We start from the raw sequence: 26,170 nt of genomic DNA, 5'->3' as shown, positions 1-26,170 counted from the left end.
TCAGGGCGCGATCGGATTGCCCGGCGAGCCGAGCGCATTGATGCCGACGCGCGCGGGCGCCGTGGCCTCGGGCGTGCGGTAGGTGACCTGCACGGGGGCGGCGGCGGGTGGTGCCGGCGAGACGGACGCCGCCTCGCGCGCGGGATCGCTCCTGCGCACCACCACGCCCGGCGCGCGGGCCTTGTTGACGCGCGGCGCGGCCGACACCGGCGTGGCGGCGGGCGCCGCGACGGGCAATGCGGCGGGTGCCGACGCGGGTTGCACGGGTTGCGCACCGCCCGTGGGCGGCAGGTCGGCCGCGACGCCGAAGCCCCCCGCGCTGCCGCCGACACCGGCGCCGACGCTGGTCACCGGACCCGGCTGCATCGCATTGGGCTTGCCCGCGTTGGGATCGTGCAGCACCACGCTCTGGCCCACGCCGGCGCCGACCGGGCCGACGCCCAGGCCCATGCCGACCGAGCCCGCGACCGCGCCGCTGTTGCTGACCGCGACGCCCGCGCCGAGCGGGCCGAAGCCGGTATTGAGGCCGACCGAGAAGTTGCCGTCCTTGGTGGCGCCGAGCCCCAGCGAGAGGCCCGGCACGATCGGGATGCCGATCTGGTAGTGGGAGCAGCCGCTCACCAGCAACGCGAGCAGCACGCCGGCCGGAAGGCCGGCGGCCGCGATGCGGGTGCGCGGCCGCGTGTTCACACCAGGAGCGCGTTCACGCGCCGCACGTAGGCCGCGGGATCGGCCGGCAGGCCGCCCTCGGCGAGCAGCGCCTGGTCGAACAGGATGTTCGCGAGGTCGTCGAAGTGGGCCGAGCCCTCGAGCTTCTTGACCAGCGCGTGCTCGGCATTGACCTCGAGCACCGGCTTGAGCTCGGGCGCGGGCTGGCCGGCCTGCTTGAGCATGCGCGCGAGCTGCGTGCTCATGCCGCCGTCCTGCACCACGAGGCAGGCCGGCGAGTCGACCAGGCGCGTGGTGACGCGCACGTCCTCGGCCTTGTCCTTGAGCGCTTCCTTGAGCTTCTCGAGCAGCGGCTTGAACGACTCGGCGGCCTCCTCGGCGGCCTTCTTCTCGTCCTCGTCCTGCAGCTTGCCGAGGTCGACCGCGCCCTTGGCCACGCTCTGCAGCGGCGTGCCGTCGAACTCGTTGAGGTAGTTGAGCGCCCACTCGTCGACGCGGTCGGTCATCAGCAGCACCTCGATGCCCTTCTTCTTGAAGACCTCGAGCTGCGGGCTGTTCTTGGCGGCGGCCAGCGTGTCGGCCGTGATGTAGTAGATCGCGTCCTGGCCGTCCTTCATGCGCGCCTTGTAGTCGGCGAAGCTCACGCTCACGGCATCGGTGGTGGTCGAGGCGTAGCGCAGCAGCTTGGCGATGCGGTCGCGGTTGCCGAAGTCCTCGCCCAGGCCTTCCTTGAGCACGGCGCCGAACTCGGCATAGAACTTGGCGTACTTGCCCGCGTCGTCGGCCGCCGCGGCGGCGGTCTCGGCCGCGGTGGGCGCGTTCTTGTCGACCACGTCCGTCACGGCCTCGGTCGGCTCGGGCGTGGGCACCGATTCGCCCGAGCCCACGTCGATGCGGCCCTCGCCGCTCTCGGGGCCGGTCTTCTGCTTCTTGGCGAGGTCCTCGAGCATGCCGAGCACGCGCTTGGTGCTGCCTTCGCGGATCGCCTTCACGTCGCGGCTTTCCTGCAGCAGCTCGCGGCTCACGTTGAGCGGCAGGTCGGCCGAGTCGATCACGCCCTTGACGAAGCGCAGGTAGCTGGGCATCAGCGCCTCGGCGTCGTCCATGATGAAGACGCGCTTCACGTAGAGCTTGACGCCCGCGCTCTTCTCGCGGTTCCAGAGGTCGAACGGCGCCTTGGCGGGGATGTAGAGCAGCTGCGTGTACTCGGTGCTGCCTTCGACGCGGTTGTGGCTCCAGGCCAGCGGCGCCTCGAAGTCGTGGCTGATGCTCTTGTAGAACTCTTCGTACTGCTCGGCGCTGATGTCCTTCTTGGGACGGCTCCACAGCGCGTTGGCCTTGTTGACCGTTTCCCATTCGCCGGTCTTCACCATGTCGCCGGGCTGGTCGTTCTCGCCTTCCTTCCACTCCTCCTTCTCCATGAGGATCGGCAGCGAGATGTGGTCGGAGTACTTGCCGACGATCTGCTTGATCTTCCAGGCGTTGAGGTATTCGTCGGCATCCTCGCGCAGGTGCAGCGTGATGCTGGTGCCGCGCTCGGCACGCGTGATGTCGGCCACCTCGAAGTCGCCGGCGCCGCCGCTGGCCCAGCGCACGCCCTGCTCGGCGGGCAGGCCCGCGCGGCGCGACTCGACGGTGATGCGGTCGGACACGATGAAGCCCGAGTAGAAACCCACGCCGAACTGGCCGATGAGCTGCGCGTCGGCCTTCTGGTCGCCGCTGAGCTTGCTCACGAAGTCCTTGGTGCCGCTCTTGGCGATGGTGCCGAGGTTGTCGATCGCCTCCTGGCGCGACAGGCCGATGCCCTTGTCGGTGATGGTGAGGGTGCGCGCGGCCTTGTCGAAGCTGATGCGAACGTCGAGATCGGACTGGCCTTCGTAGAGCTCGGGACGGTCGATGGCCTCGAAGCGCAGCTTGTCGCAGGCGTCCGATGCATTCGAGATCAGCTCGCGCAGGAAGATTTCCTTGTTCGAGTACAGCGCATGCGTGACGAGGTGCAGCAGTTGCGCGACTTCGGCCTGGAACGGGAGTTTGGTGTTGGAGGAGTCAGCCATGGGTGAGATAAGGATCGAAGCCCAAAAATTCTAAGTCGGCCCGTCCGCAGAGGACGGCCGGCTCGCCAACTTTTGCAAATGGGGACAGCCTCGTGCAAAAACAACACCCTGCCGGCGGCAGGGAGAAGAAGCCCGCGGGCCCGCGCTTCAGCGCGGCAGCGCCTCGACCTCGCGCGTCCAGCGGTCGATCAGCCGCTTGCGCTCGGCCGCCTGGCCGTACTTCTGGAAGTCGTACTTGATGAGCTTCACGCCGTCCATCGAGGGAATGCGCGGATCGGGCTTGAAGGTCTTGTTGGCCGGCGACTGCAGGCTGCCGGCCTTGGCGCCGATGGACTGGCCCGCGGGGCTCATGAGCCAGTCGTAGTAGCGCTTCGCGTTCTCCTTGTTGCGCGCACCCTTCACCAGCGCGATGCCGCCGATCTCGTAGCCCGTGCCCTCGCAGGGCGCGGCGGTCCTGACCGGAAAGCCGTCGTGGCGCCAGCGCTCGAAGCCGAAGATGAAGCTCACGCCGACCGCGACCTCGCCCTTGGCGACGTTGGGCGCCTGGGCCTGGCCGCTGCGGGTGTAGCTGGTGACGTTGCGGTGCAGCTTCCTGAGGTAGTCGAAGGCCGCGTCCTCGCCCATCTGCTGCACCAGGCCCGCGATGATGGTGTAGGCCGTGCCGCTGGTGGCGGGGTGCGAGATCTCGATCTCGCCCTTGTAGCCGGGCTTCACGAGGTCGGCCCAGCAGTGCGGCTCGGGCAGCTTCTTTTTCTTCAGCAGCTCGGTGTTGAAGCCGAAGCCCATGGCGCTGGTGTAGAAGCCGCCGACCATGTTCTGCGACAACGCGTACTGGCGCACGGCCCAGTCGTGCAGGTCGTTGATGTAGGCCGGGCGGTAGGGCTCGAGCAGGCCCTGCTCGGCCGCCTGCAGGAAAGGGTCGCCGGTGCCGCCCCACCAGAGGTCGGTCTTCGGGTTGGCCGCTTCGGCACGCAGCTGCGCACCGATCTCGCCGGTGCCCTTGTGGGCCTGCAGCACCTTGATGCCGGTCTCGCGCGTGAAGGCGGCGGCCGCGGCCTCGCACCAGCCGGCATCGGTGCTGCACAGCGCGTTGACCGTGCCCTGTGCGGCCGCGTGCGGCGCCGAGGCGAACAGGGCGGCGGCCGCGCCGAGCGCGGCGAATGTGCGGGTGAAGGCGAGCAAGTGCATGTGGGTCTCCTCGGGGTCAGGATAGCGCCGGCGCGCGCGGGCGCCGACAGGGTTCAGTCGGTTGCCAGCAGCGGCGGAAGATGCTCGGCCAGCCAGTCGATCACCACGCGCGTCTTCAGCGGCAGGTAGCGGCTGCGCGCGCGGATCACGTGCAGCGCGAAGCCGAAGGGCCGCGGCTCCTCGAACACGCGCACCAGCGTGCCGGCCGCCAGCGCCTCGGCCGCGAGCCAGGCCGGCAGCCGCGCGAGCCCCATGCCGCCGATGGCGGCCTCGAGCAGCACCTCGGCGCTGTCGCAGCGCAGCCGCGCGGGCAGCAGCACCTCGGCGACGCGATCGCCGGCATGGAAGCGCCAGGCCGAGGCCGCGCCATCGCGCGCATAGAGCACCGCCTCGTGCGGCGGCTTCAGGTCCTCGATGCCTTCGGGACGGCCGCGCTCGGCCAGGTAGGACGGCGCGGCGCACAGCACCATCCACTGCATGCCCACGGGCCGCGCGATCAGCGCCGTGCTGTCGCCGAGATCGCCGCTGCGGATCGCGAGATCGAGCCCCTCCTCCGCGAGGTCGACGAGGCGGTCGCTGAAGCCGAGTTCGAGCGAGAGCTGCGGATGCCGGCGCGCCAGCGCCAGCAGCAGCGGCCCGATCTTGAGCCGCCCGAGCATGGCCGGCATGCTGACCCGCACCACGCCCGAGGCCGTGCTGCGCGCCGCATCGGCCAGCGCCTCGGCGGCCTCGAGCTCGGCCAGCGCGTTGCGGCAGCGCTCGTAGTAGCCATGGCCCTCCTGGGTGAGGCTCTGGCTGCGCGTGGTGCGCAGGAACAGCCGCGTGTGCAGCCGCGCCTCGAGCCGCGCGATGCTCTTGGCGACCGCCGAGCGCGTGACGTGCAGGCGCTGCGCGGCGAGCGCGAAGCTGCCGGCCTCGACGGCGGCGACGAATTCCTCGATGCCTTGCAGGCGCTGGCTCATTGGCGAATTTCAGGCAACAAACATCGGAAAATTATCCACCACCGGCGCCTTTAGAGCGTCAATAGCATCAGGCCTTCTTCTTTTCGCGGAGGCTTTCATGCCCGAAACCACCCTGCGCCGCTGGCAACTGCCCGCCTACGGCCGCGCCCATCTCGAACAGGTGCAGGCAGCGCTGCCCGCGCCGGGCCCCGGCCAGATCCTGGTGCGCGTCGGCGCGGTCGCGCTCAACTACCGCGACCTGCTGATGACCGAGGACGGCATGGGCATGCCGCTCGCGCTGCCGTTCACGCCGGGCTCGGACATGGCGGGCACGGTCGAGGCCGTCGGCGACGGCGTGCGCCGCTTCGCGCCCGGCGACCGCGTGATCAACTGCTTCTGGAACGGCTGGATCGACCACCACTGGCCCGCCCATGCCGTGCCCGCGGGCGGCCCCGGGCCGGGCATGCTGGCCTCGCACGTGCTCATCGACGCCGAGGCGGCCGTGGCCGCGCCCGCCACGCTCTCGCTGGCCGAGGCCAGCACCCTGCCCTGCGCCGGCCTCACGGCCTGGTTCGCGCTGGCCGAGCTCGGCGCGCTGCGCGCGGGCCAGACGGTGCTGATCCACGGCACCGGCGGCGTGGCGCTGTTCGGGCTGCAGATCGCGCGGCTGCATGGGGCGCGGGCCATCGTGGTCTCGGGCAGCGCCGACAAGCACGAGGCCGCGCGCGCCCTCGGCGCCAGCCATGTGCTGGCGCGCGACAGCGACTGGCCCGCCGAGGTGCGGCGCCTGACCGGCGGGCGCGGCGCCGAGCACGTGCTCGAGCTCGCGAGCGGGCCCAACCTCGACCGCTCGCTGCAGGCCAGCGCGCAGGGCGCGCGGGTGTCGGTCATCGGCATGCTCGAGGGCACGACGCTCGACGCCTCCTTCTACGGCCTGGTGCTCGGCCGCGTCACGGTGCAGGGCATCGGCGTGGGCCACCGGCGCGCGCTCGAGGAGCTCGTGCGCGCCGTCGACGCCAACGGCCTGCGCCCCGCGATCGCCGCCCGCTACGGCTTCGACGCGCTGCCGCAGGCGCTCGACCACCTCGCGCGCGGCGCCTTCGGCAAGATCGTCGTGACCCCCTGAATCCGTGCCGGCCCCGGCGTTGGGCAGAAAACCGTGACGTTTTCGTGAACAGTTGCCGCCTTGCCCGATCCCGTGCGGGCGCCTGAAGGTTTCCTCTTCGTTTCCCGTTCCAGAATCCGCGCGCGCCGGGTTTCGCCCCGGCGTTTTCGTTGACATCGAGAACATCAGAGAGAGGAAATCGAACATGGAACGCAGGGACTTCAGTGCACCGCAGAAATGGGCTGCCGAATTCATCGGCACCTTCTGGCTCACCTTCGGCGGCTGCGGCAGCGCGGTGCTCGCGGCGGGCTTCCCGGAACTGGGCATCGGCTTCGCGGGCGTCGCGCTGGCCTTCGGCCTCACGGTGCTGACCGGTGCCTACGCGCTCGGCCCGATCTCGGGCGGCCACTTCAACCCCGCGGTCTCGATCGGCCTCGCCGCGGCCGGACGCTTCAACCCGACGCAGCTCGCAGCCTACATCGTGGCGCAGCTGCTGGGCGCGATCGTCGCCGGCGGCCTGCTCTACCTGATCGCCACCGGCAAGGCCGGCGCGCAACTCGGCGGCTTCGCCACCAACGGCTACGGCGAGCATTCGCCCGGCGGCTACAACCTGATGTCGGCGCTGCTGATCGAGGTGGTGCTCACGGCCGTGTTCCTGGTCGTGATCCTCGGCGCCACCGGCCGCCGCGCGGCGCAGAACTTCGCGGGCCTGACCATCGGCCTGTGCCTCACGCTGATCCACCTGATCTCGATCCCCGTCACCAACACCTCGGTGAACCCGGCGCGCAGCACCGGCGTGGCGCTGTTCGGCCCGAGCTATGCGATCGAGCAGCTGTGGCTGTTCTGGGTCGCGCCGATCGTGGGCGCCGTGATCGGCGCGCTGATCTACCGCGGGCTGCGGCTGCGCGGCAACGGTGGCAGCGGAAGCGGCAGCGACAGCGCGCTCTGAACGACGCGCACCGCGCCAACGACAAAAGGGGAGGCATCGCTGCCTCCCCTTTTTTTCATGGCGCCGAAGCGCGGGTCGCTCAGCTGCCGGTGGCCGACTTCACCAGCGGTGCCGAGGTCGACTGGCCGATGGACTCGGTGCCGCTCGGGTGCGAGGCCGCGTAGGCGCCGGCCTGGATGTCCGACACCGGCGTCACCGAATTCATCGCGGGCGCGCTGGTCGACTGGCCGATGGACTCGGTGCCGCTCGGGCGCGCAGCGGCCATGGCCGCGGCCTGGATCTCGGCGCTGGCGGGTGAATTCATCTGCAGCGGGTGGTAGTCCGAACCGTCCATCTTTTCCTGGGCCGATGCGGTGATGGCGCCCGTCGCCGCGAGCGCGGCGAAGGAGGCGACGGCGAGAAGCTTGAAAGAAGTGCGCATGCGTGTTCTCCTGGTCACAGGTTGTCCCCGGCCTCGTGCCGGCGCCGACGGGCGCGCGGCAGGCCTGGACGCACTCTATGCAGCCCGACTGAGGGCAGCGTGAGTAAAGAATTACGCGGGACTTAGCGGGCGTTGCGCGCTTCTTCGCCGACGTTCAACGAACTTCCTAAATCGGCCGCTGAAGGTGGCACGAAGGCATTCATTCGCCGGCCGCGCCCACCTCGCCGTACGGAATGCGCCCCTCGCGCTCGGCCTGGGCCGCGAGCGCGCTGACGCTGTCGCGCGTGAGCCCGGGTTGCGCGCGTTCCATCGGCGGCGCGGTCTCCTGCGACACCATCGGCGAGGCGGTCGCGGTCTGCGTGGCCTCGGCCGCGTCGCGCGCGAGGTCGGCGCGCGAGCGCTGCGACTGGAACTGCAGCACGTGCTCCGAACCGTCGGCCTCGTCGGCCTGCGCGGCCACCATCGGGGCCAGCGCCACCACGGCGCCCGCGGCCGCGATGAGGGCGAGCCGGCGCGAAGACAGGAAAGCGATCTGCATGGCGAACTCCTTGAATGCGGGCTCGCGATGGCCGCGACATGCGGCCCCTCGGCCCTGGAGATTCACTCTAGGCCGCGAGTCTCAGCCGGCACTGAGCAAAAACTTCGCGCCGCGTGAGGGCCCGCTACGGCTTGTCGGCCTCGGGCTCGGCCGGCAGGTGCACGCGCGCGCGCAGGCCGCGCCCGTCCTCGCGGTTGCTGAGCTCGATGCGCAGCCCGTTGCGCTCGGCCGCGGTGCGCGCGATCGCGAGCCCGAGCCCGCTGCCGCCGGCGGCCGCGCCCGGCACGCGGAAGAAGCGGTCGAACACGCGCGTCATCGCATCGGCCGGAATGCCCGGCCCGTTGTCGAGCACGTCCACCACGCCGTGGCCGCTCACCGCATGCAGCTTCACGTCGACCACGCCGCCCTCGGGCGCATAGCGCAGCGCGTTGTCGATCAGGTTGTCGAACACGCTGCGCAGTTCGGCCGCGGGAGCGAACACCACGGGCGCGATGCTGCCCTCGAAGCCCACGTCGACCTGGCGCGCATCGGCCAGCACCATGAGCTGGCTCACGCTCTCGCGCAGCAGCACCTCGATGTCGACCGCCTCGCGCGCGGTCGCGCGGCGCGGCGCGTCCTGGCGCGAGAGGCTCAGCAGTTGCTCGATCAGGTGCTTGGCGCGCGTCACGCCGGCCTCGAGCTGGTTGAAGCGCTCGGTGGCCTCGCCGGCCGGGATGTGCGAGCGCAGGTTCTCGATCTGCAGGCCGATCGCGGCCATCGGCGTGCGCAGCTCGTGCGCGGCGTCCTGCACGAAGCGGCGCTGCGTGGCGAAGGCGCTGCGCACGCGGCCCAGCAGGTGGTTGAAGGAGGCGACCAGCGGCGCGATCTCGTCGGGCACGCGCGCCAGCGGCAGGTCGGTGGGACTGCGCTCGTCCTGCGAGGCCACGTCGCGCGCCACCGCGCGCAGCGAGCGCGAGGCGGCCGAGACGATCAGCCACAGCGCGAGCAGCGCCACCGGCAGCAGCAGCGTGATCGGCAGGCCCTCGAGCAGCGCGCGGCGCAGGGCGCGCTGGCGCCGGTAGTCCTCGTTCTGCAGCACCTGCACGCGCCGCTGGTCGGCATGCGTGCCGGGCTCGGCCGTGAAGGCGCGCCAGTGGGCCCAGGGCTGCGGCCCGGTGCGCAGGTCGCCGAAGCCCGGGCGCGGCTGCAGCGGCATCGGCAGGTCGGGCCAGGAGCTGCTGAGCAGCCGGCTGCCGTCGGGGCTCCAGATCTGCACCACGAAGGCGCCGTGCTCGAGCACGGCATCGCTGTTCAAGAGGCGCGGGGTGCGCGACTGGTCGCCGCCCGCATACGACTCGGCCACCAGCCGCATCTGGTCGTCGAGCGCGTTGTGCACCAGGTTGCCGTAGGCCAGGAACGAGAACCAGGCCGTGAGCACCGCCGCCGCGAGATGCAGCGTGATGAGCCACAGCAGCAACTGGGTGCGCAGCGAGCGCGGCCGGCGCCAGCCGCCCTTCTCCCCCGTCACGCGGCGACGCGCCAGCCGAGACCGCGCACGTTGCGGATCGACTCGGCGCCGAGCTTGCGGCGCATGCCGTGGATCAGCACGTCGATCGCGTTGCTCGTGACCTCCTCGCCCCAGCCGTAGATGCGGTTCTCGAGCTGCTCGCGCGAGAGGATCGCGCCCGGGCGTTCGAGCAGCGCATGCAGCAGCGCGAACTCGCGCGCGGTCAGCGCCTCGCGGTTGCCGTTGACCACCACCTCGCGCGTCGTTAGGTCGAGCTGCAGCGCGCCGCTGCCCACCAGCGAGTGCGCGGCGCCGTCGCGGCGGCGCACGATGGCACGCATGCGCGCGAGCAATTCGCGAAATTCGAAGGGCTTGAGCAGGTAGTCGTCGGCGCCGAGGTCGAGGCTGTGGATGCGATCGTCGAGGCCGTCGCGCGCCGTGAGCACCAGCACCGGCGTGGCATCGCCGCGTTCGCGCGCGCGGCGCAGCACCTCGGTGCCGTCCTGGCGCGGCAGGCCCAGGTCGAGCAGCACGCAGGTGTAGCCGCCGTCGCCGAGCGCGCTCTGCGCGAGCTCGCCGTCGCGCACCCAGTCGGCCGACCAGCCCGCGCCCTCGAGCGCCTGTTTCAGGCTGCGCCCGATCATTTCATCGTCTTCCACCAGCAGAACGCGCATCGCAGCGACTCCTCATATCACGCAGAAAGCGCCGCACCGCCTTGCGGCACGGCCGTGCGCCAGGGGGCGTCGGGTCCGGGCCGCAAGGTAGCACGCGAACGGGATGATCGGTAGTGCCTGCGCCGCGGCGCAGACTAAGGGCGAATACTTAGACGGTGCTTAGGCGCCGTACCGCCCGAGGGGTCAGGCGCCGCTCAGGCAGCGGGCCGCGCGACGCGCACCGCATGGCGTTCGCCGGGCGCGTCGGCGGCGAAGGCCAAGAGGCGCAGCGCCTCCTGCTCGGCCCCCTCGCGCCCGGCCGAGGGCCAGCGCGCGAAGGGTTCGAGCACGGCGGTGGCGGCGCCCTTCGCGCGCTCGATCTTCCAGGTGCCGGCGACGAAGCCGTCGATCAGCACCGTGCCACGCACGATGCCGTTGATGGTGAACACGCGCGGGCGATGCGCCTCGTCGAGCACGCGGGCGCGGTCGTCGTGCGCGAGCAGCAGGTTGTCCCACTCGGCGAGCAGGCGCGGCGGCGCGGGCGTCGCTTCGTCGGGACGCGGCGCGCGCGGCAGGTCGAACAGCGTTTCGCCCTGCGGGCCCTCGAAGCAGCGCAATCGCGCACCGAGCCGCTCGGCCACGGCCTTCCAGCCCGTGAGGCCCGACCACGCGCCGGCATCGGCCAGGGTCGCGGGACCGAAGGCAGCGAGGTAGCGCAGCAGCAGGTCGTCCTGCGTGGCAGCGCCCTGCTCTTCTTCCTCCTTGTCGAGCCAGGTGCCGAGCCGCTGCAGCAGCGCGTTCTGGTGCGAATTCCAGCTGCCCGCGGGCGGCAGGTGCACCAGCGGCAGGTTGTTGCGGACCAGCCCGGCGAGCGAGGCCGGCTCGCTGTGCGGCCAGCGTTCGAGCAAGGCCTGGCCGAGCTCGGTGCTGGTGCGCGCACGCTCGTCGAGCAGTGCGTGGCCCATGGCCAGCGCGGCCTCGCGATCCACGCCTTCGAGCGCGCGCTTGTGGTTGCCCAGCAGGCCACGTTGATGCGCCGCATCGAGCAGCGGCCGCCAGGCCAGCGCATCGCGCGCGCTCACCAGGTGCAGGGTCGCGCGCATCATCGACAGCCGCACCACGCGGCGCCGGCGCAGCGCCTCGGTCAGGGCTTCGCGCGGGAAATCCTCGAGCCGGCTCCAGAGGCCGACATAGGGCGGATTGGGTGCCTGCGCCTGCAGTCCCGCGAGGCGCTCGATGGCCTGCGCGACCGGCAGGCGCTGGCGCGCCAGCAGCATCTGCCGCGCCAGCGTGGCGCGGTTCAGCGCGCGCAGGCTCAGAACTTCTCGTGCGGTGCCAGATAGCGCCATTGACCCAGCGGCAGGTTGCCGAGCATGACCTTGCCGATGCGCACGCGCTTGAGCCCCACCACCTTGAGGCCGACCAGCTCGCACATGCGGCGGATCTGGCGCTTCTTGCCTTCGGTCAGCACGAAGCGCAGCTGCTCGGGGTTCTGCCATTCGACGCGCGCGGGCTTGAGCGCCTGGCCGTCGAGGCTCAGGCCGTGGCGCAGCTTGGCGAGCATCGCGGGCGGGAACACGGCCTGCACGTTGGTCGTGACCGGGTCGTCGTCGTCCATGCGCACCAGCTGGCCGGTGGGCGCGGGCTGGCCCAGGCCGTGGTAGGCCACGCGCACCAGGTACTCCTTCTCCATCGTCGAGTCCTCGCCGATCAGCTGGCGCGCGACGCGGCCGTCCTGCGTCATCACCAGCAGGCCGATGGAATCGATGTCGAGCCGGCCGCAGGGCGCGAGGCCGCGCAGCTGCTGCGGGTTGAAGAAGAAGCGCGCGTTGTCCTCGGCCCAGCGGTTGGCGGGCGTGAACAGCGTGACCGCGGGCTCGTGGCCGTCCTCGGCCTGGCTGCTGACGTAGCCGATGGGCTTGTTGATGAGGATGGTGACCTGGTTGGCCTGCTGGCCCTTGGCCGCCTTGTCGATCTCGATGCGGTCGGCGGGCGTGACCTTGACGCCCATCTCGGCCGGCTTGCCGTTGACCTTGACCCAGCCGTTGGCGATCCATTCGTCGGCCTCGCGGCGCGAGCAGATCTTGAGTTCGGCCATGCGCTTGTTGAGCCGCATGGGGCCGTCGGCCGAGGCCTGCGCGGACTGCGGCGCGGGTGCGCGGCGAAAGGAGGACGGACCGTTGGAGGGAGGAGGCGCGGGCATGGCCGATTATCGCCAGCGCGCAGGGCGTAAGCCTTTTGTCCGGCTTGCGCCGCATGCGAGGCCGGTGCTATCGTGGCGGCAAGCGCGAGTTGATCGCGCCCTTTTTGGGGGATTCCCAAATGAGCACCACACGCAAGTACCACTACGCCATCGTCATCGGGCGCTTCCAGCCCGTCCACTTCGGTCACCAGAGACTCATCGAGGAAGCCGCCCGCGCGGCTGATCGCGTGATCGTGGTGGTCGGCTCCGACCGCACGCCGCGCAGCGTCAAGAACCCCTTCACCTTCGACGAACGCGAACGCATGGTGCGCGCCTGCCTGCGCGGCGGCGACCAGATGCGCGTGAGCGTGGTCGGCGTCGGCGACTCGCCCTACAACGACCAGCTGTGGATCGCGTCGATCCAGTCGGCGGTCGAGCGGCTGATCCTGCAGGACGGCCTCGCACCCGCGCAGGCCAGGGTGGCGCTGGTGGGGCACCTCAAGGACGCCTCGAGCTACTACCTCAAGCTGTTCCCGCACTGGGAGTTCGCGGGCCAGCACAACGTCGAGAGCCTCAACGCCACCGACGTGCGCAACCTCTACTTCGACCCCGAGAACCGCGGCCAGCTCGCGCGCGCCGACCTGCCCGAGGGCAGCGCGGCCTTTCTCGAACGCTTCACATCGACGGCCGACTATGCCGAGCTCTGCGAGGAGCGCACCTTCCTCGCCGACTACCGCGACAAGTACCGCTACGCGGGCAGCGACTTCCCGCCGATCTACACCACGGTCGACGCGGTGGTGGTCGAGGCCGGCCACATCCTGATGGTGCAGCGCAAGTTCCATCCGGGGCGCGGCACCTGGGCGCTGCCCGGCGGCTTCGTGGGCCAGCAGGAGCGGCTGCTCGATGCGGCGGTGCGCGAACTCAAGGAGGAAACCCGTCTCAAGGTGCCGGTGCCCGTGCTCCACGGCAGCATGAAGGGCAGCCACGTGTTCGACGCGCCCGAGCGCTCGCAGCGCGGCCGCACGATCACGCACGGCTTCTTCTTCGAGCTCGCGCACAACCAGTGGGCGGGCCTGTCGGACGTGCGCGCCGACGACGACGCGGCCGCGGTGCGCTGGGTGCCGATCGCCGAATTCCTCGGCATGCAGGAGCGGGTCTACGAAGACCACTTCTTCATCGCCAATCATTTCCTGGGTGGCCTGGGCAAGTCCTGAGAGAACTCGCCCCGGGCCTTGTCAGCAAGTACGGCCCCGGTTGACGGGTGCCACCGTGAAAGGAGCTTTCACATGAACCGCACGCTCTCTCCCTCCCTCGGCAGCAACCTGCTGCTGCGCACCGACTCCTACAAGGTGTCGCACTGGATGCAATACCCGCCGGGCACGCAGACGGTGTTCAGCTACATCGAGTCGCGCGGCGGGCTCTTCAGCCATTCGCTGTTCTTCGGACTGCAGGCCTATCTGCGCGAATATCTGCAGACGCCGGTGACGCGCGACGACGTGGACGAAGCCGCCGCGCTGATGGCGGTGCACGGCGAGCCCTTCAACCGCGAAGGCTGGCTGCGGCTGATCGAGAAGCACGGCGGGCTGATGCCGGTGCGCATCCGCGCGGTGCCCGAGGGCAGCGTGCTGCCGGTGCACAACGTGCTCGCGACGATCGAGAACACCGACCCCGAGTTCTTCTGGGTCACGAGCTTCCTCGAGACCGAGCTGCTGCGCGCGATCTGGTACCCGACCACGGTGGCGACGGTCTCGGCCGCGGCCAAGACCACGCTGCTGCGCTACCTCGAGGCCACCTGCGACGATCCGCAGGGCCAGATCGCGTTCAAGCTGCACGACTTCGGCGCGCGCGGGGTCTCGAGCCTCGAATCGGCGGCGCTCGGCGGCATGGCGCACCTGGTCAACTTCATGGGCACCGACACGCTGAGCGCGTTGTTGGCCGCGCGCCGCTACTACGACTGCGACGTGGCGGGCTTCTCGATCCCCGCGGCCGAGCACAGCACCATCACGGGCTGGGGCCGCGAGCACGAGGCCGATGCCTATCGCAACATGGTGGCGCAGTTCGGCAAGCCGGGCTCGATCTTCGCGGTGGTGAGCGACAGCTACGACATCTTCAACGCCTGCGCCCGCCTGTGGGGCGATGCGCTGCGCGAGCAGGTGATCCGCTCGGGCGCGACGCTGGTGGTACGCCCCGACTCGGGCGACCCGGCCGAGACGACCCTGAAGGTGGCGCAGATCCTGGCCGAGCGCTTCGGCACGACCACCAATGCCAAGGGTTTCCGGGTGCTGAACAACGTGCGCATCATCCAGGGCGACGGGGTGACGCTCGATTCATTGCGGCTGTGCCTGTCGAACTTCTTCCACAACGGCTTCTCGGCCGAGAACATCGCCTTCGGCATGGGCGGCGGGCTGCTTCAGCAGGTGAACCGCGACACCATGCAATGGGCGATGAAGTGCTCGGCGATGCAGGTCGACGGCGAATGGCGCGACGTCTACAAGGCACCCGTGGGCGACACGAGCAAGACCTCGAAGAAGGGGCGGCTGGTGCTGGCGGCTTCCGCCGACGGCGAAGTGCGTACGCAACGTGCCGAGCAAGTTCTGGAGCCTGGGCAGGTCGATCTGCTCGAGACTGTGTATGAGAACGGGCGGATCGTTCGGGAGTCTGGCTTCGAGGCTATACGGGGGCTGGCTGCTTCTGGGGTGGGGCGGTTGGTTACTTCTCGGGCGCCGCTCTGATTCTTTGTTGTGGCCGGGGGCGCGTGCACAGGACAGCGGGTACTTCCCTCCGCGAATGTCCCCCGCCTTCGGCTCCTCCTTTATTTCGCTGCGGGAAGCACCCACTGCCCTGTGCACGTGGGCGCAGTCGTTGTGCCGGCCGGTTCAACCGCCCTGCCCCAGGCTCACGTCGACGGTGTGCTCCCCGCAGCGAAATAAAGGAGGAGCCCGAAGGGCGGGGGACATTCGCGGAGGGGAGCACGCCGTCGGCGTGAGCCCACCCCGGCGCTCCGGACCCCGATCCCCGCACTGCCACAAGCCCTAGCCATAATCCGCGCAGACCGCCGAACACATGACCAAACTCCTGATCCTCAGCGTGAGCGCGGGCAACGGCCACGTGCGGGCCGCCCAGGCCCTCGCCGCCACCGCCCAAGCCCTCAGCCCGCCCTGCCCGGCGGTCCACATCGACGCCATGGCCCACGTGCCCGCGGGCTTTCGCAAGGTCTACACCGACTGGTACATCCAGCTCGTGAACCGCGCACCCGAGCTCTGGTCGTACCTGCACCAGCGCACCGACGTCACGCCGCACCACGCACCCTCGCAGCGCATGCGCCGCGGCATCGAGCGGCTGAGCACCGTCGCGCTGGTGCGCGAGATCCGGCGCGAGAAGCCCGATGCGGTGATCTGCACCCACTTCCTGCCGGCCGAACTGCTGATGCGCGAGCGTAACCGCGGGCGCATCGAGTATCCGGTGTGGCTGCAGGTCACCGACTACGACCTGCACAACATGTGGCTGGTGCCGGGCATGACCGGCTACCTCGCGGCCACCGAGGAGGTCGCGTTCCGGCTGCGCGCGCGCGGCATCCCGCCCGAGCGCATCCACGTCACCGGCATTCCCGTCATGCCCGCCTTCTCCGAACCCGATGCGCTGGAGCGCGACGCCTGCGCCGCCGCGCTCGGCCTCGATCCCGCGCGGCCCGTGCTGCTGATGGTCTCGGGCGGCGCCGGCGTGGGCGATCTCTCGAGCATGGTCGAGCGCGTGCTCGCGCTCGGCGCCGGCGACGAACCCGGCGGCCGCTTCCAGGTGATCGCCGTGGCCGGCCGCAATGCCGAGATGCACGGCCGGTTGCAGGCTCTCGCGGCGCGCCATCCGGGCCGCGTGGTGGCCGTGGGTTTCACCAACGAGATGCACAAGCTCATGGCCGCGTCCGACCTCGTCGTCACCAAGCCCGGCGGCCTCACGGTCTCCGAATGCCTCGCGCTCGGCAAGCCCATGCTGCTGATCTCGCCGATCCCCGGCCAGGAGGAGCACAACGCCGGCTTCCTGATGGAGGAAGGCGCGGGCTGGCTCGCCTACGACGCCATCGGCCTCGAGTACAAGGTCGCGCGGCTGATGGCCGATCCGGCCAAGCTCGCCCACATGGCCCAGCGCAGCAAGGCGCTGGGCAAGCCACGGGCCGCGCGCGCGGTGCTCGATCGCGTGCTGGGGCCTTCGGCATGAGCTGGCGCAACGAAGACCGGCCCACCGTGGGCCGCACCCTGGTGTACCTGCTCTGGGTCGTCACCATGGCCTTCTTCTTCGCCAATGCCGAGATCCAGATCGAGGGCGGCGCCGGCTGGGCCACCTCGCTGCCGACCTGGCGCATCGAGAACAGCATCTGGCTCGACATCTTCTGGGGCGGCCGCGCGATGACCGGCTACCACGCCTGGGTCTTCACCTTCATGGCGCTGGTGTTCTTCTCGCCGCTGGCCTTCTCGGGCCGCTGGAAGCTGCGCGACTGGGGCCTCGCGCTCGCGGGCCTGATCGTGTTCTGGGTCTGCGAGGACTTCCTCTGGTTCCTCATCAACCCGGCCTTCGGCTGGGACAACTTCAACCCCACCAAGGCCTTCTGGCACAAGCACTGGATGTGGGGCGCGCCGGTCGATTACTGGGGCGGCCTCGCGGTCGCCGCGCTGATCCTGGTGCGCCGGCACTGGCCGCGCCGATGAGCCGCGCGAACATCGTGCGCCGCATGCGCGAGGCCCGCCGGGCGCAGCGCGAGGCGCAGGCCGCGCCCGTGGAGCGGCCCGACCACTGGGCCGATCCGCTCGATGCGCTGGGCGTGGAGAACCTGCACCGCCTCACGCCCACGCTCTACCGCAGCGCCCAGCCGCGCGCGAAGGACGTGGCGGCGCTGCAGTCGCTCGGCATCCGCACCGTGGTCAGCCTGCGTTCCTTCAACGACGACCGCAAGGTGTTCGCGGGCCATGGCATGCGGCTGGTGCGCGTGCCGATCAACACCTGGGACATCGACGATGCGAAGGTGCAGCGCGCGCTGCACGCGATCCTCGACGCCGAACGGCACGGGCCGGTGCTGATCCACTGCATGCACGGCGCCGACCGCACCGGCGTCGTCTCCGCCGTCTACCGCATGGCGCTGCAGGGCTGGGACAAGGAGGCCGCGCGCCAGGAGATGCTGCGCGGCGGCTACGGCTACCACACGCTGTGGCGCAACATCCCGCGCTACATCGAGCGCGTGGACCCCGAGAAGATGCGCCACGCGCTGGCCCAGGCGCCCGCGACACCGGCGGTTCCAGGGCTGTCCTGAAGGCGCCAGCAGGCTTCGCGGCCCGCTCCTATACTGGCCCGCGCCGGCCCCCGGCGGCCGGTCGCACCCACCTTCCGCACACGCTTCATCCGCTTCACAAGGGGCATCCGCCATGGCACTCCAACTGCGTTCCCTCGTCCGTTCGAACGGCGAGCTCGAGCTCTCGCTGCACGACGAACCCATCCCCGAACCGCAGGCCCACGAGGTCGTGATCCGCGTCGAGGCTTCGCCGATGAATCCCTCGGACCTCGGCCTGCTGTTCGGCGCCGCCGACATGGCGACCGCCAAGGCCTCGGGCAGCGCCGAGCGCCCGGTCGTCACCGCCACCGTGCCCGAGCGCGCGCGCCCCGCGATGGCGGGCCGGCTCGACCAGTCGATGCCCGTGGGCAACGAGGGCGCGGGCACGGTCGTGAAGGCCGGGTCTTCCCCCGAGGCCCAGGCCCTGCTCGGCAAGACCGTGGCCGCCATCGGCGGCGCCATGTACTCGCAGTACCGCGCGGTGGCCGTCGCGCAATGCCTCGAGCTGCCCGAAGGCACCGCGCCGGCCGATGGCGCGTCGTGCTTCGTCAATCCGCTGACCTCGCTCGGCATGGTCGAGACCATGAAGCGCGAAGGCCATACCGCGCTGGTCCACACGGCAGCCGCCTCCAACCTCGGCCAGATGCTCAACAAGATCTGCCAGAAGGACGGCATCGCGCTCGTCAACATCGTGCGCAAGCCCGAGCAGGAAGCACTGCTGCGCGGCCTCGGCGCCAAGTACGTCTGCAACGCCGCCTCGCCCACCTTCCTCGACGATCTCACGCAGGCCCTGGTCGAGACCGGCGCCACGCTGGCCTTCGACGCCACCGGCGGCGGCAAGCTCGCGGGCCAGATCCTCGGCTGCATGGAGGCCGCGCTCAACCGCACCGCCAAGGAATACAGCCGCTACGGCTCGACCACGCACAAGCAGGTCTACATCTACGGCGGCCTCGACCGCGGCCCGACCGAGTTCGTGCGCAACTTCGGCATGGCCTGGGGCATGGGCGGCTGGCTGCTGTTCCCGTTCCTGCAGAAGCTCGGCGCCGAAGGCACGCAGCGGCTGCGCGCACGCGTGGTGGCCGAGCTCAAGACCACCTTCGCGAGCCGCTACACGCGCGAGGTCTCGCTGACCGAGGCGCTGCAGCTCGATGCGATCGGCGTCTACGGCAAGCAGGCGACGGGCGAGAAGTTCCTGCTCAATCCCAACAAGGGCATCGCGGCCTGAGATAGACGAAAAAAAAGGGCGACCCTCGCGGGTCGCCCTCTGGGGCCGTCAACGTTTCACGAGGCCGGCCATCTCGCCCGCAGGCACCACGGCGTAGTGGTCGAACTGCATCGCGTACTGCGCGCGGCCCGAGGACAGCGCACGCAGGTTGCCGATGTAGCCGAACATCCGCGCCAGCGGCACATGGGCCTCGACCACGATCGCGTTGCCGCGCATCGCCTGGCCGCGCACCATGCCGCGCCGCCGGTGCAGGTCGCCGATGCAGTCGCCCACGTGCTCGGCGGGCGTGGTCACTTCCACGGCCATCACCGGCTCGAGCAACTGCGGCCCGGCCTGCGCCGCCGCTTCGCGAAAGGCCGCGGCGGCCGCGAACTCGAAGGCCATCGCCGACGAGTCGCGTTCATGGTGGCTGCCGTCGAGCAGCGTGGCCACGAAGTCCACGCAGGGATACCCGGCCAGCACGCCCGACTGCGCGGCACGGCGGATGCCGGCCTCGATCGCGGGGATGAACTCGCGCGGGATCGCGCCGCCCACCACCCGGCTCTCGAACGCGATGCCTTCGCCGCGCCCGCGCGGGGCGATGCGCAGCCTCAGCTCCGCGAACTGGCCCTGGCCGCCGTTCTGTTTCCTGTGCACATGGTGCACCTCCGTTTCCTTCGATACCGTTTCACGGCAGGCGACCTGGGGCCGTCCCACCGACACTTCGACGCCGAAGCGCTCGCGCAGCTTCTCGATCGAGACCTCGAGTTGCAGCTCGCCCATGCCCGACACGATGGTCTGGCCCGACTCGGCGTCCTGCCGCAGCCGCAGGCTCGGGTCCTCGCGCAGCAGCGCCTGCAGTGCCTTCGCGAGCGCCTGCTGGTCGGCCTGCGCCTTCGGCTCGATCGCGACGTGGAGCACGGGCTCGGGCACGCCGATCTGTTCGAGCTGCACCGGATGCTGCCGGTCGCACAGCGTGTGGCCGGTCAGCGTGTCCTTCAGCCCGACGATGCCGGCGATGTCGCCGGCCACCAGTTCGTCGCGTTCGATGCGGTCGCCCGCCTGCACCTCGTACAGCCGTGCCGCGCGCTCGATGCGGCCGGTGGTGGCGTCGAGCATGCTGTCGCCGCGCCGCAACCGGCCGCTGTAGACACGCACGAACACCATCGCGCCGTGGTCGTCGCTGGCCACCTTGAACGCCAGCGCCGCGAACGGCGCCTGCGGATCGCAGGGCAGCGCCACCTCGCCGGGCTTCGGCAGCCAGTCGACGATGGCGTCGAGCAGCGGTTCCACGCCGCGGTTGCGGAAGGCCGAGCCCGCGAGCACGGGCACGAAGGCACCGGCCAGCACGCCCTTGCGGATGCAGTCGCGCAGCACCTCGGCCGGGAGCGCCTCGCCGTTCAGGTAGGCCCCCATCGCGGCCTCGTCCTGCTCGACGGCGAGCTCCACCAGCCGCGCGCGTTGTTGCAACACGGTGGCCATCAGCTCCGCGGGCACCTCGGTCACGCGGTACGGCCGGCTCGCATCGTCGAGGTCCCAGACCAGCGCGCGCAGGCCCAGCAGGTCGACCACGCCGCGGAAGTCGCCTTCCGCGCCGATCGGCCACTGCACCGCCACGGCCTTCACGCCCAGGCGTTCTTCCATCATCGCGACCACGCGCGGGAAGTCCGCGCCCAGGCGGTCGAGCTTGTTGACGAAGGCGATGCGCGGCACGCGATAGCGATCCGCGAGGCGCCAGTTGGTCTCGGTCTGCGGCTCCACGCCGGCCACGCCGTCGAACACGACCACGGCCCCGTCGAGCACGCGCAGCGAGCGGTTCACCTCGATGTTGAAATCGATGTGGCCGGGCGTGTCGATCAGGTTGATCTGGGTCGCGTTCCACTGCAACGTGATGGCGGCGCTGCTGATGGTGATGCCACGCTTGCGCTCCTGCGCATCGAAGTCCATGCGCGCGGTGCCGCGGCTCACGTCGCCGATGCGATGGCTCTCGCCGGCGTAGAACAGGATGCGTTCGGTGGTGGTGGTCTTGCCGGCGTCGACGTGGGCAATGATGCCGATATTGCGCAGGTTCCTGGGTGTGGGGGTCATGGCGAATCTTTCTTTCTCTGGCTCGAAGCACGGCTTCGAGAGCCTGGTGGGCATGTGCCGGCCCCCAGGCGGAAAGGATTCGCCTGAGGGCTAGCGACGAACGGTGTCGTGCAATCTGCTGATGCGGCGGCCGGAGCCCGGGCGCACGGAAGCCACGCTCCGGCGGAGGCGAATCGTGGCGATCAGCTTGTCGTAGGTACGCATGGCGATGAAGAAGTGAGAGGCGGAAAAGACAAAACCCCGGAGGACGGGCCTGCCGGGGTTTTCAGTACCGGAAGGCGCAACGCCTTCCGAACGCGATCGAAGGCGATGTCAGGTGGCGGTGAGGCCGGCTTCGATGGCTTGGGTGAATTTCATGGTGGGGCGGATTGTGGGTGTGCTCTTCGATCAAGACAAGCCTTGTTGTCTGGCTTGTTGGTCGGATGCCACTTTACGGACTGGGACGGGCTCACGCCGACGGGGTACTCCCCTCCGCGAATGTCCCCCGCCTTCGGCTCCTCCTTTATTTCGCTGCGGGGAGTACCCCATCGACGTGAGCCTGGACACGGCCGTCGAACCGGCTGCACCACCGCTACGCCCACGTGCACAGGGCAGTGGGTGCTTCCCGCAGCGAAATAAAGGAGGAGGCCGAAGGCCGGGGGACATTCGCGGAGGGAAGTACCCACTGTCCTGTGCACGCGCCCCGACTCGTCATCGGGTTTCAAAAAAGACGCGCCCTACACGACCAGCCGATACCCCACCGCAGTCTCCGTCAGCAGATGCCGCGGCTGCGCCGGATCGTCCTCGAGCTTCTGCCGCAGATGCCCCATGTAGATCCGCAGGTAGTGGCTCTGGTCCGTGTGCGACGGTCCCCAGACCTCGCGCAGCAGTTGGCGCTGCGTCAGCACGCGCCCCGCGTTCGCCGCCAGCACCGACAGCAGCCGGTACTCGGTCGGCGTGAGGTGCACCTCGGCACCCGCGCGGCGCACGATGCGCGCGGCGCGGTCGAGCTCGATCTCGCCGAAGCGGAACAGCGCCTCGGGCACCTCCTCGCTGCTGGCCGCGCGCGGGCGCCGCAGGTTGGCGCGCACGCGCGCGAGCAGTTCGCCGGTGCCGAAGGGCTTGGTCAGGTAGTCGTCGGCGCCGGCGTCGAGCGCGGCGATCTTGTCGGCCTCGTCGCTGCGCGCCGACAGCACGATGATCGGCACCGCCGACCAGCCGCGCACGTCGCGGATCAGCGAGACGCCGTCGCCGTCGGGCAGGCCCAGGTCGAGCACCAGCAGGTCGGGCTGGCGCGTGCCGGCCGCGGCGAGGCCGTCGCGCAGCGTGCCGGCCTCGTGCACCAGCCAGCCCTCGGCCTCGAGCGCGCCGCGCACGAAGCGGCGGATCTGCGGCTCGTCCTCGATCACGATGGCGGTGGGGGCTGGCATGGGGGTCAGAGCGGGGCTTCGGCCGGTTCGGGCGGCTCCCGGCGCGGGAGCGTGACCGTGAATTCTGCACCGCCGCCGCGCGCATTGGCAGCCACGATCTCGCCGCCATGGGCGCTCACCACCGCCTTGCAGATCGCCAGCCCCAGCCCCACGCCCGGCGTGGCCGATTCGACCTCGCCGCGCGTGAACTTGTCGAACAGCTTCTGCTCGTGGCCCAGCAGCGCCGCGGGCAGGCCCGGGCCATGGTCGCGCACGCTCAGCACCAGCGTGCCGGGCTCGGCGCGCGCGCCCACCACGATCGGCGGCGCGCCGTACTTGGTGGCGTTCTCGAGCAGGTTCACCAGCACGCGCTCGATCAGCACCGCGTCGAACTCGACCAGCGGCAGCCCGGCATCGAGCGCGGTCTGGACCACGGTGGCGCCGAGCGCGGTGCGCGCCGCGCGGATGGCCGAGCCCACCACCTCCTCGACCGACTGCCAGTCGCGCCGCAGGTTGACCGCGCCGCCCGCGATGCCGCTCTCGAGCCGCGCCATGTCGAGCAGGTTGTTGACCAGCGCATGCAGCTCGTGCGCCTGCGCGACGATCGCGCGCGCCGCCTCGGCGTGTTCTTCCGCCGGCAGGGTCTGCAGCGATTCGGCCAGCGCGATCAGCGCGGTCAGCGGCGTGCGCACGTCGTGCGAGATCGCGCCCAGCAGCGCGTTGCGCAGCCGCTCCGATTCGATCTCGACCACCGCCTGCTGCGCCACCTCCACGTAGTGCACGCGCTCGAGCGCGATCGCGATCTGCCGCGCCAGCGTGTCGAGCTGCTGCGCCTGCTCGGGGATCAGCAGCCAGCGCGGCTGCGCCGGTTCGAGCGCGAGCACGCCGCGCACGCGCATCGGCGCCTGCAGCGGCACGTAGTGCCAGGGTTGCGCGGCCAGGGTGGCGGTGGCGAGGCCCGCGCTCTGGCCGTGGCGGAAGGCCCAGTCGGCCACCTGCGCGTCGAAGCCCGGCGGCGGATCGGGCGGCGCCACCAGCTGGTCGGCGGCATCGGTCACCAGCACCAGCGCATGGCCGCCGAAGTGGCCCTGCACCGCGGCCGCGCCGAGCGCGACCACCTGCGTGCTCTCGAGCGCGGCCGAGAGCTCGCGCGTGAGCTCGAACAGCGAGCGCGCGCGGCGCTCGCGGCTGGTCGACACGCCGGCCGCGAAGCGCAGCCCGGCCGTGAGCTGGCCCACCAGCAGGCCCACGCCCAGCATGATCGCGAAGGTCAGCACGTACTGCACGTCGCTGACCGCGAACGACAGCCGCGGCGGCACGAAGAAATAGTCGAAGGCCGCGACGTTGAGCAGCGCCGCCAGCGCCGAGGGCCCGCGCCCGAAGCGCATCGCCACGCCCACCACGCCGAGCAGGAACAGCATCACGATGTTCGACAGCTCGAGCACGCCGGTCAGCGGCGTGCACAGCAGCGTGAGCGCCACGCTGGTGGCCGCGGCCCAGGCATAGCCGGGCCAGTGGATCGGCGCCTTCTCGTGGTCGTCGCTGTCGATGCGGGCCCCCGCTCCCCCCAGCGGCGAGCGCGACAGCCGGCGCGCACTGTCGGCGCGCCCCACCTCGAGGATGTCGAGCGCCGGCGCCAGCTGCGCGAGCGCGCGCGCCAGCGGCACCTGCGCCGCCATCCACAGGCGGCGCCAGCCGGTGGCCGGCTCGGCGCGCCCGAGCACCAGCGTCGCGCAGTTGAGCCGGCGCGCCTGCTCGGCGAGCTGCTCGGCCACGTCGGAACCGGTGAGCACCGCGGTGGCCGCGCCCAGTTCCTCGGCCAGCTGGAGCACCGCGAGGATGCGGTCGCGCTCGGCCGCGGCCAGCCGCTGCAGCCGCGGGGTCTCGACATACACGGCATGCCAGCGCACGTTGAGCTGGCCCGCGAGCCGCGCCGCGGTGCGCACCGTCTGCGCCGCGCCCTCGTGCGGGCCGACGCACGCGAGGATCGCGCCCGAGGTGTGCCAGGCCTGCAGGCCGGTGCCCTTGCCGTGGCCGCCGGCGCCCGGGCCCGACTGCTCGATGCGCCAGCCGCGCACGTCGTCCTCCACGTGCTCGGCGGTGCGGCGCAACGCGATCTCGCGCAGCGCGATCAGGTTGCCCTTGCGGAAGAAGTTCTGCGCCGCGCGCTCGGCCTGCTGCGGCAGGTAGACCTTGCCGGCCGCGAGCCGCGCCGTGAGCTCGTCGGGCGTGACGTCGACCAGCACCACCTCGTCGGCCTCGTCGAGCACCGAGTCGGGCACGGTCTCGTGCACCCGCACGCCGGTGATCGCGCCGACCGTGCCGTTGAGGCTCTCGAGGTGCTGCACGTTGAGCGCCGACCAGACCTCGATGCCGGCGGCCAGCAGCTCCTGCACGTCCTGCCAGCGCTTGGCATGGCGCGAGCCGGGCGCGTTGGTGTGGGCCAGCTCGTCGACCAGCAGCACGGCGGGCTGGCGCGCCAGCGCGGCATCGAGGTCGAACTCGGCCAGCGTACGGCCGCGGTAGGCGATCTCGCGCAGCGGCAGGGCATCGAGCCCCGCCAGCAGCGCGGCGGTCTCGCCGCGGCCGTGGGTCTCGACCACGCCGATCAGCACGTCGCGCCCGGCCTTGCGCTCGCGCTGCGCGGCGCTCAGCATGGCCCAGGTCTTGCCCACGCCGGCGCTGGCGCCGAAGTAGATGCGCAGCTTGCCGCGCCGCGCGCGCGCCTCGTCGCTGCGCAGCTGGGCGATCAACGCGTCGGGGTCGGGGCGGGACAGCTCGCTCATCGGGAGCGCAGGTTAGCGCATCGGCTCATCGCGCGGCACCGTCCTTGCGCCGGGCGCGGTGCTCGTGGCGCCGCGCGGTGCGCGACAGCACCAGCCAGGCGAAGCCCAGCGGCACGAACAGCGCCGCCAGCGCGAGCAGCGCATGGAACCAGTCAGTGGCCATGGCGCAGTCCGCAGCGCGCGAGGTGCTCGCGCCAGCTCACCAGCCGGCCGATCTCGCCCGAGGGCACGCATTCGATCAGCCGGTGCAGCACGTCGGCGTAGCTGCGCATCGGCAGGCGGACCATCAGCCGCACGCAGGGCGCGTCGCTCTCCTGCGAGCTGCAGCCGTGCAGCAGCGGTTCGCAGCGCACCACGCCGGCGTCGGCGCAGCCGGCCAGGCTGCGGCGCACGCGCAGCGCGTCGGCACAGCTGACGGTGACGTCGAGCACGTGGAAGCTGTCGCCGCCGGCCTTGCGGGCAGCGGCCGGCACCGGCGCCGCCGTGGCGGCGATCGCGGCACCGGCCGCGGCGGGACTTCGGAAATACACGGGATGTTCACGGTAAGCGGCGTAGGCCATACAGGTCTCCTTTGCCTGGATCTGCTTTGCGGGTTGCGGATTGCGATTCGGGGTTCAGCGCTTGTCGAGCGCGAGGTTCAGCGCCAGCACGTTCACGCGCGGCTCGCCGAGCAGCCCCCACAGCGGCTGCTGGGTCTGGCGATCGATCAGCGCGTTGACCTCCCCCAGCGGCAGGCCGCGCTCGCGCGCGACGCGCGGCGCCTGGTAGCGCGCCGCGGCCGGGCTGATGTCGGGGTCGAGGCCGCTGCCCGAGGCCGTCACCAGGTCGACCGGCACCGGCGCGGTGTTGCCCGGGTCGGCCGCGCGCAGCGCTTCCACGCGCGCCTTCACGGCGTCGGTCAGGGCCGGGTTCAGCGGGCCCTGGTTCGCGCCGCCCGAGGCGCTCGCGTTGTAGGGCTGCGGCGCGGTGGCCGAGGGGCGGCCCCAGAAGTGCTTGGGGTCGCTGAAGTTCTGGCCGATCAGCTTCGAGCCGACGGTGGTGCCGTCGAGCACGATCAGGCTGCCGGCCGCCTGCGCGGGGAAGGCCGCCTTGGCGGCGCCGGTGACGGCCATCGGGTAGATCAGGCCGGTGAGCGCGCTCAGCAGCGCGAAGACGACGATGGCGGGGCGGACGATGCCGCCGGTGGTGTTGCTCATGATGG

The 26,170-nt window shown here is 71.0% G+C and carries 24 protein-coding genes; 8 read left to right on the top strand and 16 right to left on the bottom strand.

Annotated elements, in window-relative coordinates:
- From R0232_RS02355 to R0232_RS02340, 4 genes are all read right to left on the bottom strand, one after another.
- Positions 1–690 (bottom strand): hypothetical protein, encoded by a 690-nt coding sequence (locus R0232_RS02355; protein WP_431511129.1) that lies wholly within the window; start codon positions 688–690, stop codon positions 1–3.
- Complete coding sequence (gene htpG / locus R0232_RS02350; protein WP_431511128.1) at positions 687–2,723, bottom strand: molecular chaperone HtpG; 2,037 nt, start codon at positions 2,721–2,723, stop codon at positions 687–689. Before htpG ends, R0232_RS02355 begins: the two co-directional genes overlap by 4 nt.
- 147 nt (positions 2,724–2,870) lie before the next feature.
- Complete coding sequence (locus R0232_RS02345) at positions 2,871–3,911, bottom strand: ABC transporter substrate-binding protein (RefSeq protein WP_431511127.1); 1,041 nt, start codon at positions 3,909–3,911, stop codon at positions 2,871–2,873.
- Positions 3,912–3,964: 53 nt separating this feature from the next.
- Positions 3,965–4,873, bottom strand: coding sequence for a LysR family transcriptional regulator (locus R0232_RS02340; protein WP_431511126.1), 909 nt, complete (start codon positions 4,871–4,873; stop codon positions 3,965–3,967).
- A 97-nt stretch (positions 4,874–4,970) separates the two neighbouring features.
- On the opposite strand from R0232_RS02340, the gene R0232_RS02335 reads away from it, so the two are divergent.
- Complete coding sequence (locus R0232_RS02335) at positions 4,971–5,978, top strand: zinc-dependent alcohol dehydrogenase family protein (protein ID WP_431511125.1); 1,008 nt, start codon at positions 4,971–4,973, stop codon at positions 5,976–5,978.
- A 184-nt stretch (positions 5,979–6,162) separates the two neighbouring features.
- Positions 6,163–6,906 (top strand): aquaporin Z, encoded by a 744-nt coding sequence (gene aqpZ, locus R0232_RS02330; RefSeq protein WP_093355215.1) that lies wholly within the window; start codon positions 6,163–6,165, stop codon positions 6,904–6,906.
- 79 nt (positions 6,907–6,985) lie between these two features.
- Here the strand turns inward: aqpZ and R0232_RS02325 are convergent, their stop codons facing one another.
- The 6 genes from R0232_RS02325 to R0232_RS02300 all read right to left on the bottom strand — a co-directional run bounded on the left by R0232_RS02325 (position 6,986) and on the right by R0232_RS02300 (position 12,120).
- Positions 6,986–7,327, bottom strand: a complete 342-nt coding sequence (locus R0232_RS02325; RefSeq protein ID WP_057593548.1) for a hypothetical protein — start codon at positions 7,325–7,327, stop codon at positions 6,986–6,988.
- A 199-nt stretch (positions 7,328–7,526) separates the two neighbouring features.
- Positions 7,527–7,865, bottom strand: a complete 339-nt coding sequence (locus tag R0232_RS02320; RefSeq protein WP_093355211.1) for a hypothetical protein — start codon at positions 7,863–7,865, stop codon at positions 7,527–7,529.
- A 124-nt stretch (positions 7,866–7,989) separates the two neighbouring features.
- Complete coding sequence (locus R0232_RS02315; protein ID WP_431511124.1) at positions 7,990–9,372, bottom strand: sensor histidine kinase; 1,383 nt, start codon at positions 9,370–9,372, stop codon at positions 7,990–7,992.
- Positions 9,369–10,025, bottom strand: coding sequence for a response regulator (locus tag R0232_RS02310; RefSeq protein WP_057593551.1), 657 nt, complete (start codon positions 10,023–10,025; stop codon positions 9,369–9,371). Before R0232_RS02310 ends, R0232_RS02315 begins: the two co-directional genes overlap by 4 nt.
- A 194-nt stretch (positions 10,026–10,219) precedes the next feature.
- The gene (locus R0232_RS02305) at positions 10,220–11,353 is read right to left on the bottom strand and encodes a winged helix DNA-binding domain-containing protein (protein WP_431511123.1); all 1,134 of its coding nucleotides are present in this window, start codon (positions 11,351–11,353) and stop codon (positions 10,220–10,222) included.
- A complete protein-coding gene (locus R0232_RS02300; RefSeq protein ID WP_057593553.1) occupies positions 11,320–12,120 on the bottom strand; it encodes a pseudouridine synthase in 801 nt (266 codons plus the stop codon). The genes R0232_RS02305 and R0232_RS02300 overlap by 34 nt, the downstream gene beginning before the upstream one ends.
- Positions 12,121–12,326: 206 nt before the next feature.
- Here R0232_RS02300 and R0232_RS02295 point away from each other — a divergent pair, with 206 nt between their 5' ends.
- The 6 genes from R0232_RS02295 to R0232_RS02270 all read left to right on the top strand — a co-directional run bounded on the left by R0232_RS02295 (position 12,327) and on the right by R0232_RS02270 (position 18,728).
- The gene (locus R0232_RS02295; RefSeq protein WP_431511122.1) at positions 12,327–13,400 is read left to right on the top strand and encodes a bifunctional nicotinamide-nucleotide adenylyltransferase/Nudix hydroxylase; all 1,074 of its coding nucleotides are present in this window, start codon (positions 12,327–12,329) and stop codon (positions 13,398–13,400) included.
- A 72-nt stretch (positions 13,401–13,472) separates the two neighbouring features.
- A complete protein-coding gene (locus R0232_RS02290) occupies positions 13,473–14,918 on the top strand; it encodes a nicotinate phosphoribosyltransferase (RefSeq protein ID WP_431511121.1) in 1,446 nt (481 codons plus the stop codon).
- 331 nt (positions 14,919–15,249) lie between these two features.
- Complete coding sequence (locus tag R0232_RS02285) at positions 15,250–16,398, top strand: MGDG synthase family glycosyltransferase (protein WP_431511120.1); 1,149 nt, start codon at positions 15,250–15,252, stop codon at positions 16,396–16,398.
- Positions 16,395–16,886: a hypothetical protein gene (locus tag R0232_RS02280; RefSeq protein ID WP_093355197.1), complete on the top strand. Its 492-nt coding sequence runs from the start codon at positions 16,395–16,397 to the stop codon at positions 16,884–16,886. The genes R0232_RS02285 and R0232_RS02280 overlap by 4 nt, the downstream gene beginning before the upstream one ends.
- On the top strand, positions 16,883–17,485 hold the full coding sequence (locus tag R0232_RS02275; RefSeq protein ID WP_431511119.1) for a dual specificity protein phosphatase family protein: 603 nt from the start codon (positions 16,883–16,885) through the stop codon (positions 17,483–17,485). Before R0232_RS02280 ends, R0232_RS02275 begins: the two co-directional genes overlap by 4 nt.
- Positions 17,486–17,597: 112 nt before the next feature.
- The gene (locus tag R0232_RS02270) at positions 17,598–18,728 is read left to right on the top strand and encodes a zinc-binding dehydrogenase (protein WP_057593558.1); all 1,131 of its coding nucleotides are present in this window, start codon (positions 17,598–17,600) and stop codon (positions 18,726–18,728) included.
- A gap of 48 nt (positions 18,729–18,776) precedes the next feature.
- On the opposite strand, the gene fusA is transcribed toward R0232_RS02270, so the two are convergent.
- From fusA to kdpC, 6 genes are all read right to left on the bottom strand, one after another.
- Positions 18,777–20,795: an elongation factor G gene (fusA, locus tag R0232_RS02265; protein WP_431511118.1), complete on the bottom strand. Its 2,019-nt coding sequence runs from the start codon at positions 20,793–20,795 to the stop codon at positions 18,777–18,779.
- 716 nt (positions 20,796–21,511) lie between these two features.
- Positions 21,512–22,204 carry a two-component system response regulator KdpE gene (kdpE, locus tag R0232_RS02260; RefSeq protein ID WP_093355193.1) on the bottom strand — a complete coding sequence of 231 codons (693 nt, stop codon included), beginning with the start codon at positions 22,202–22,204 and terminating at the stop codon, positions 21,512–21,514.
- A 5-nt stretch (positions 22,205–22,209) separates the two neighbouring features.
- Positions 22,210–24,969, bottom strand: a complete 2,760-nt coding sequence (locus R0232_RS02255) for a DUF4118 domain-containing protein (RefSeq protein ID WP_431511117.1) — start codon at positions 24,967–24,969, stop codon at positions 22,210–22,212.
- A 25-nt stretch (positions 24,970–24,994) separates the two neighbouring features.
- Entirely contained in the window at positions 24,995–25,132 is a 138-nt protein-coding gene (locus R0232_RS02250; protein WP_296793447.1) for a hypothetical protein, read from the bottom strand.
- The gene (locus R0232_RS02245; protein WP_431511116.1) at positions 25,122–25,529 is read right to left on the bottom strand and encodes a hypothetical protein; all 408 of its coding nucleotides are present in this window, start codon (positions 25,527–25,529) and stop codon (positions 25,122–25,124) included. Before R0232_RS02245 ends, R0232_RS02250 begins: the two co-directional genes overlap by 11 nt.
- 54 nt (positions 25,530–25,583) lie before the next feature.
- Positions 25,584–26,165 carry a potassium-transporting ATPase subunit KdpC gene (kdpC, locus tag R0232_RS02240; protein WP_093355185.1) on the bottom strand — a complete coding sequence of 194 codons (582 nt, stop codon included), beginning with the start codon at positions 26,163–26,165 and terminating at the stop codon, positions 25,584–25,586.
- Positions 26,166–26,170: the final 5 nt, after the last annotated feature.

Origin of the sequence: Variovorax sp. DAIF25, assembly GCF_050711835.1 — a bacterium.
Classification (GTDB): Bacteria; Pseudomonadota; Gammaproteobacteria; order Burkholderiales; family Burkholderiaceae_C; genus Variovorax.
Note: the sequence above shows the minus strand (reverse complement) of the source record. Positions and strands in the feature narration are given on the sequence as shown.

What these genes read in the sequence shown, in the direction of transcription:
- htpG (WP_431511128.1), bottom strand. Translation starts at nt 2,723, where the DNA reads ATGGCTGACTCCTCCAACACCAAACTCCCGTTCCAGGCCGAAGTCGCG.
- R0232_RS02345 (WP_431511127.1), bottom strand. Translation starts at nt 3,911, where the DNA reads ATGCACTTGCTCGCCTTCACCCGCACATTCGCCGCGCTCGGCGCGGCC.
- R0232_RS02340 (WP_431511126.1), bottom strand. Translation starts at nt 4,873, where the DNA reads ATGAGCCAGCGCCTGCAAGGCATCGAGGAATTCGTCGCCGCCGTCGAG.
- R0232_RS02335 (WP_431511125.1), top strand. Translation starts at nt 4,971, where the DNA reads ATGCCCGAAACCACCCTGCGCCGCTGGCAACTGCCCGCCTACGGCCGC.
- aqpZ (WP_093355215.1), top strand. Translation starts at nt 6,163, where the DNA reads ATGGAACGCAGGGACTTCAGTGCACCGCAGAAATGGGCTGCCGAATTC.
- R0232_RS02325 (WP_057593548.1), bottom strand. Translation starts at nt 7,327, where the DNA reads ATGCGCACTTCTTTCAAGCTTCTCGCCGTCGCCTCCTTCGCCGCGCTC.
- R0232_RS02320 (WP_093355211.1), bottom strand. Translation starts at nt 7,865, where the DNA reads ATGCAGATCGCTTTCCTGTCTTCGCGCCGGCTCGCCCTCATCGCGGCC.
- R0232_RS02310 (WP_057593551.1), bottom strand. Translation starts at nt 10,025, where the DNA reads ATGCGCGTTCTGCTGGTGGAAGACGATGAAATGATCGGGCGCAGCCTG.
- R0232_RS02305 (WP_431511123.1), bottom strand. Translation starts at nt 11,353, where the DNA reads ATGGCGCTATCTGGCACCGCACGAGAAGTTCTGAGCCTGCGCGCGCTG.
- R0232_RS02300 (WP_057593553.1), bottom strand. Translation starts at nt 12,120, where the DNA reads ATGCGGCTCAACAAGCGCATGGCCGAACTCAAGATCTGCTCGCGCCGC.
- R0232_RS02295 (WP_431511122.1), top strand. Translation starts at nt 12,327, where the DNA reads ATGAGCACCACACGCAAGTACCACTACGCCATCGTCATCGGGCGCTTC.
- R0232_RS02290 (WP_431511121.1), top strand. Translation starts at nt 13,473, where the DNA reads ATGAACCGCACGCTCTCTCCCTCCCTCGGCAGCAACCTGCTGCTGCGC.
- R0232_RS02285 (WP_431511120.1), top strand. Translation starts at nt 15,250, where the DNA reads ATGACCAAACTCCTGATCCTCAGCGTGAGCGCGGGCAACGGCCACGTG.
- R0232_RS02280 (WP_093355197.1), top strand. Translation starts at nt 16,395, where the DNA reads ATGAGCTGGCGCAACGAAGACCGGCCCACCGTGGGCCGCACCCTGGTG.
- R0232_RS02275 (WP_431511119.1), top strand. Translation starts at nt 16,883, where the DNA reads ATGAGCCGCGCGAACATCGTGCGCCGCATGCGCGAGGCCCGCCGGGCG.
- R0232_RS02270 (WP_057593558.1), top strand. Translation starts at nt 17,598, where the DNA reads ATGGCACTCCAACTGCGTTCCCTCGTCCGTTCGAACGGCGAGCTCGAG.
- fusA (WP_431511118.1), bottom strand. Translation starts at nt 20,795, where the DNA reads ATGACCCCCACACCCAGGAACCTGCGCAATATCGGCATCATTGCCCAC.
- kdpE (WP_093355193.1), bottom strand. Translation starts at nt 22,204, where the DNA reads ATGCCAGCCCCCACCGCCATCGTGATCGAGGACGAGCCGCAGATCCGC.
- R0232_RS02255 (WP_431511117.1), bottom strand. Translation starts at nt 24,969, where the DNA reads ATGAGCGAGCTGTCCCGCCCCGACCCCGACGCGTTGATCGCCCAGCTG.
- R0232_RS02250 (WP_296793447.1), bottom strand. Translation starts at nt 25,132, where the DNA reads ATGGCCACTGACTGGTTCCATGCGCTGCTCGCGCTGGCGGCGCTGTTC.
- R0232_RS02245 (WP_431511116.1), bottom strand. Translation starts at nt 25,529, where the DNA reads ATGGCCTACGCCGCTTACCGTGAACATCCCGTGTATTTCCGAAGTCCC.
- kdpC (WP_093355185.1), bottom strand. Translation starts at nt 26,165, where the DNA reads ATGAGCAACACCACCGGCGGCATCGTCCGCCCCGCCATCGTCGTCTTC.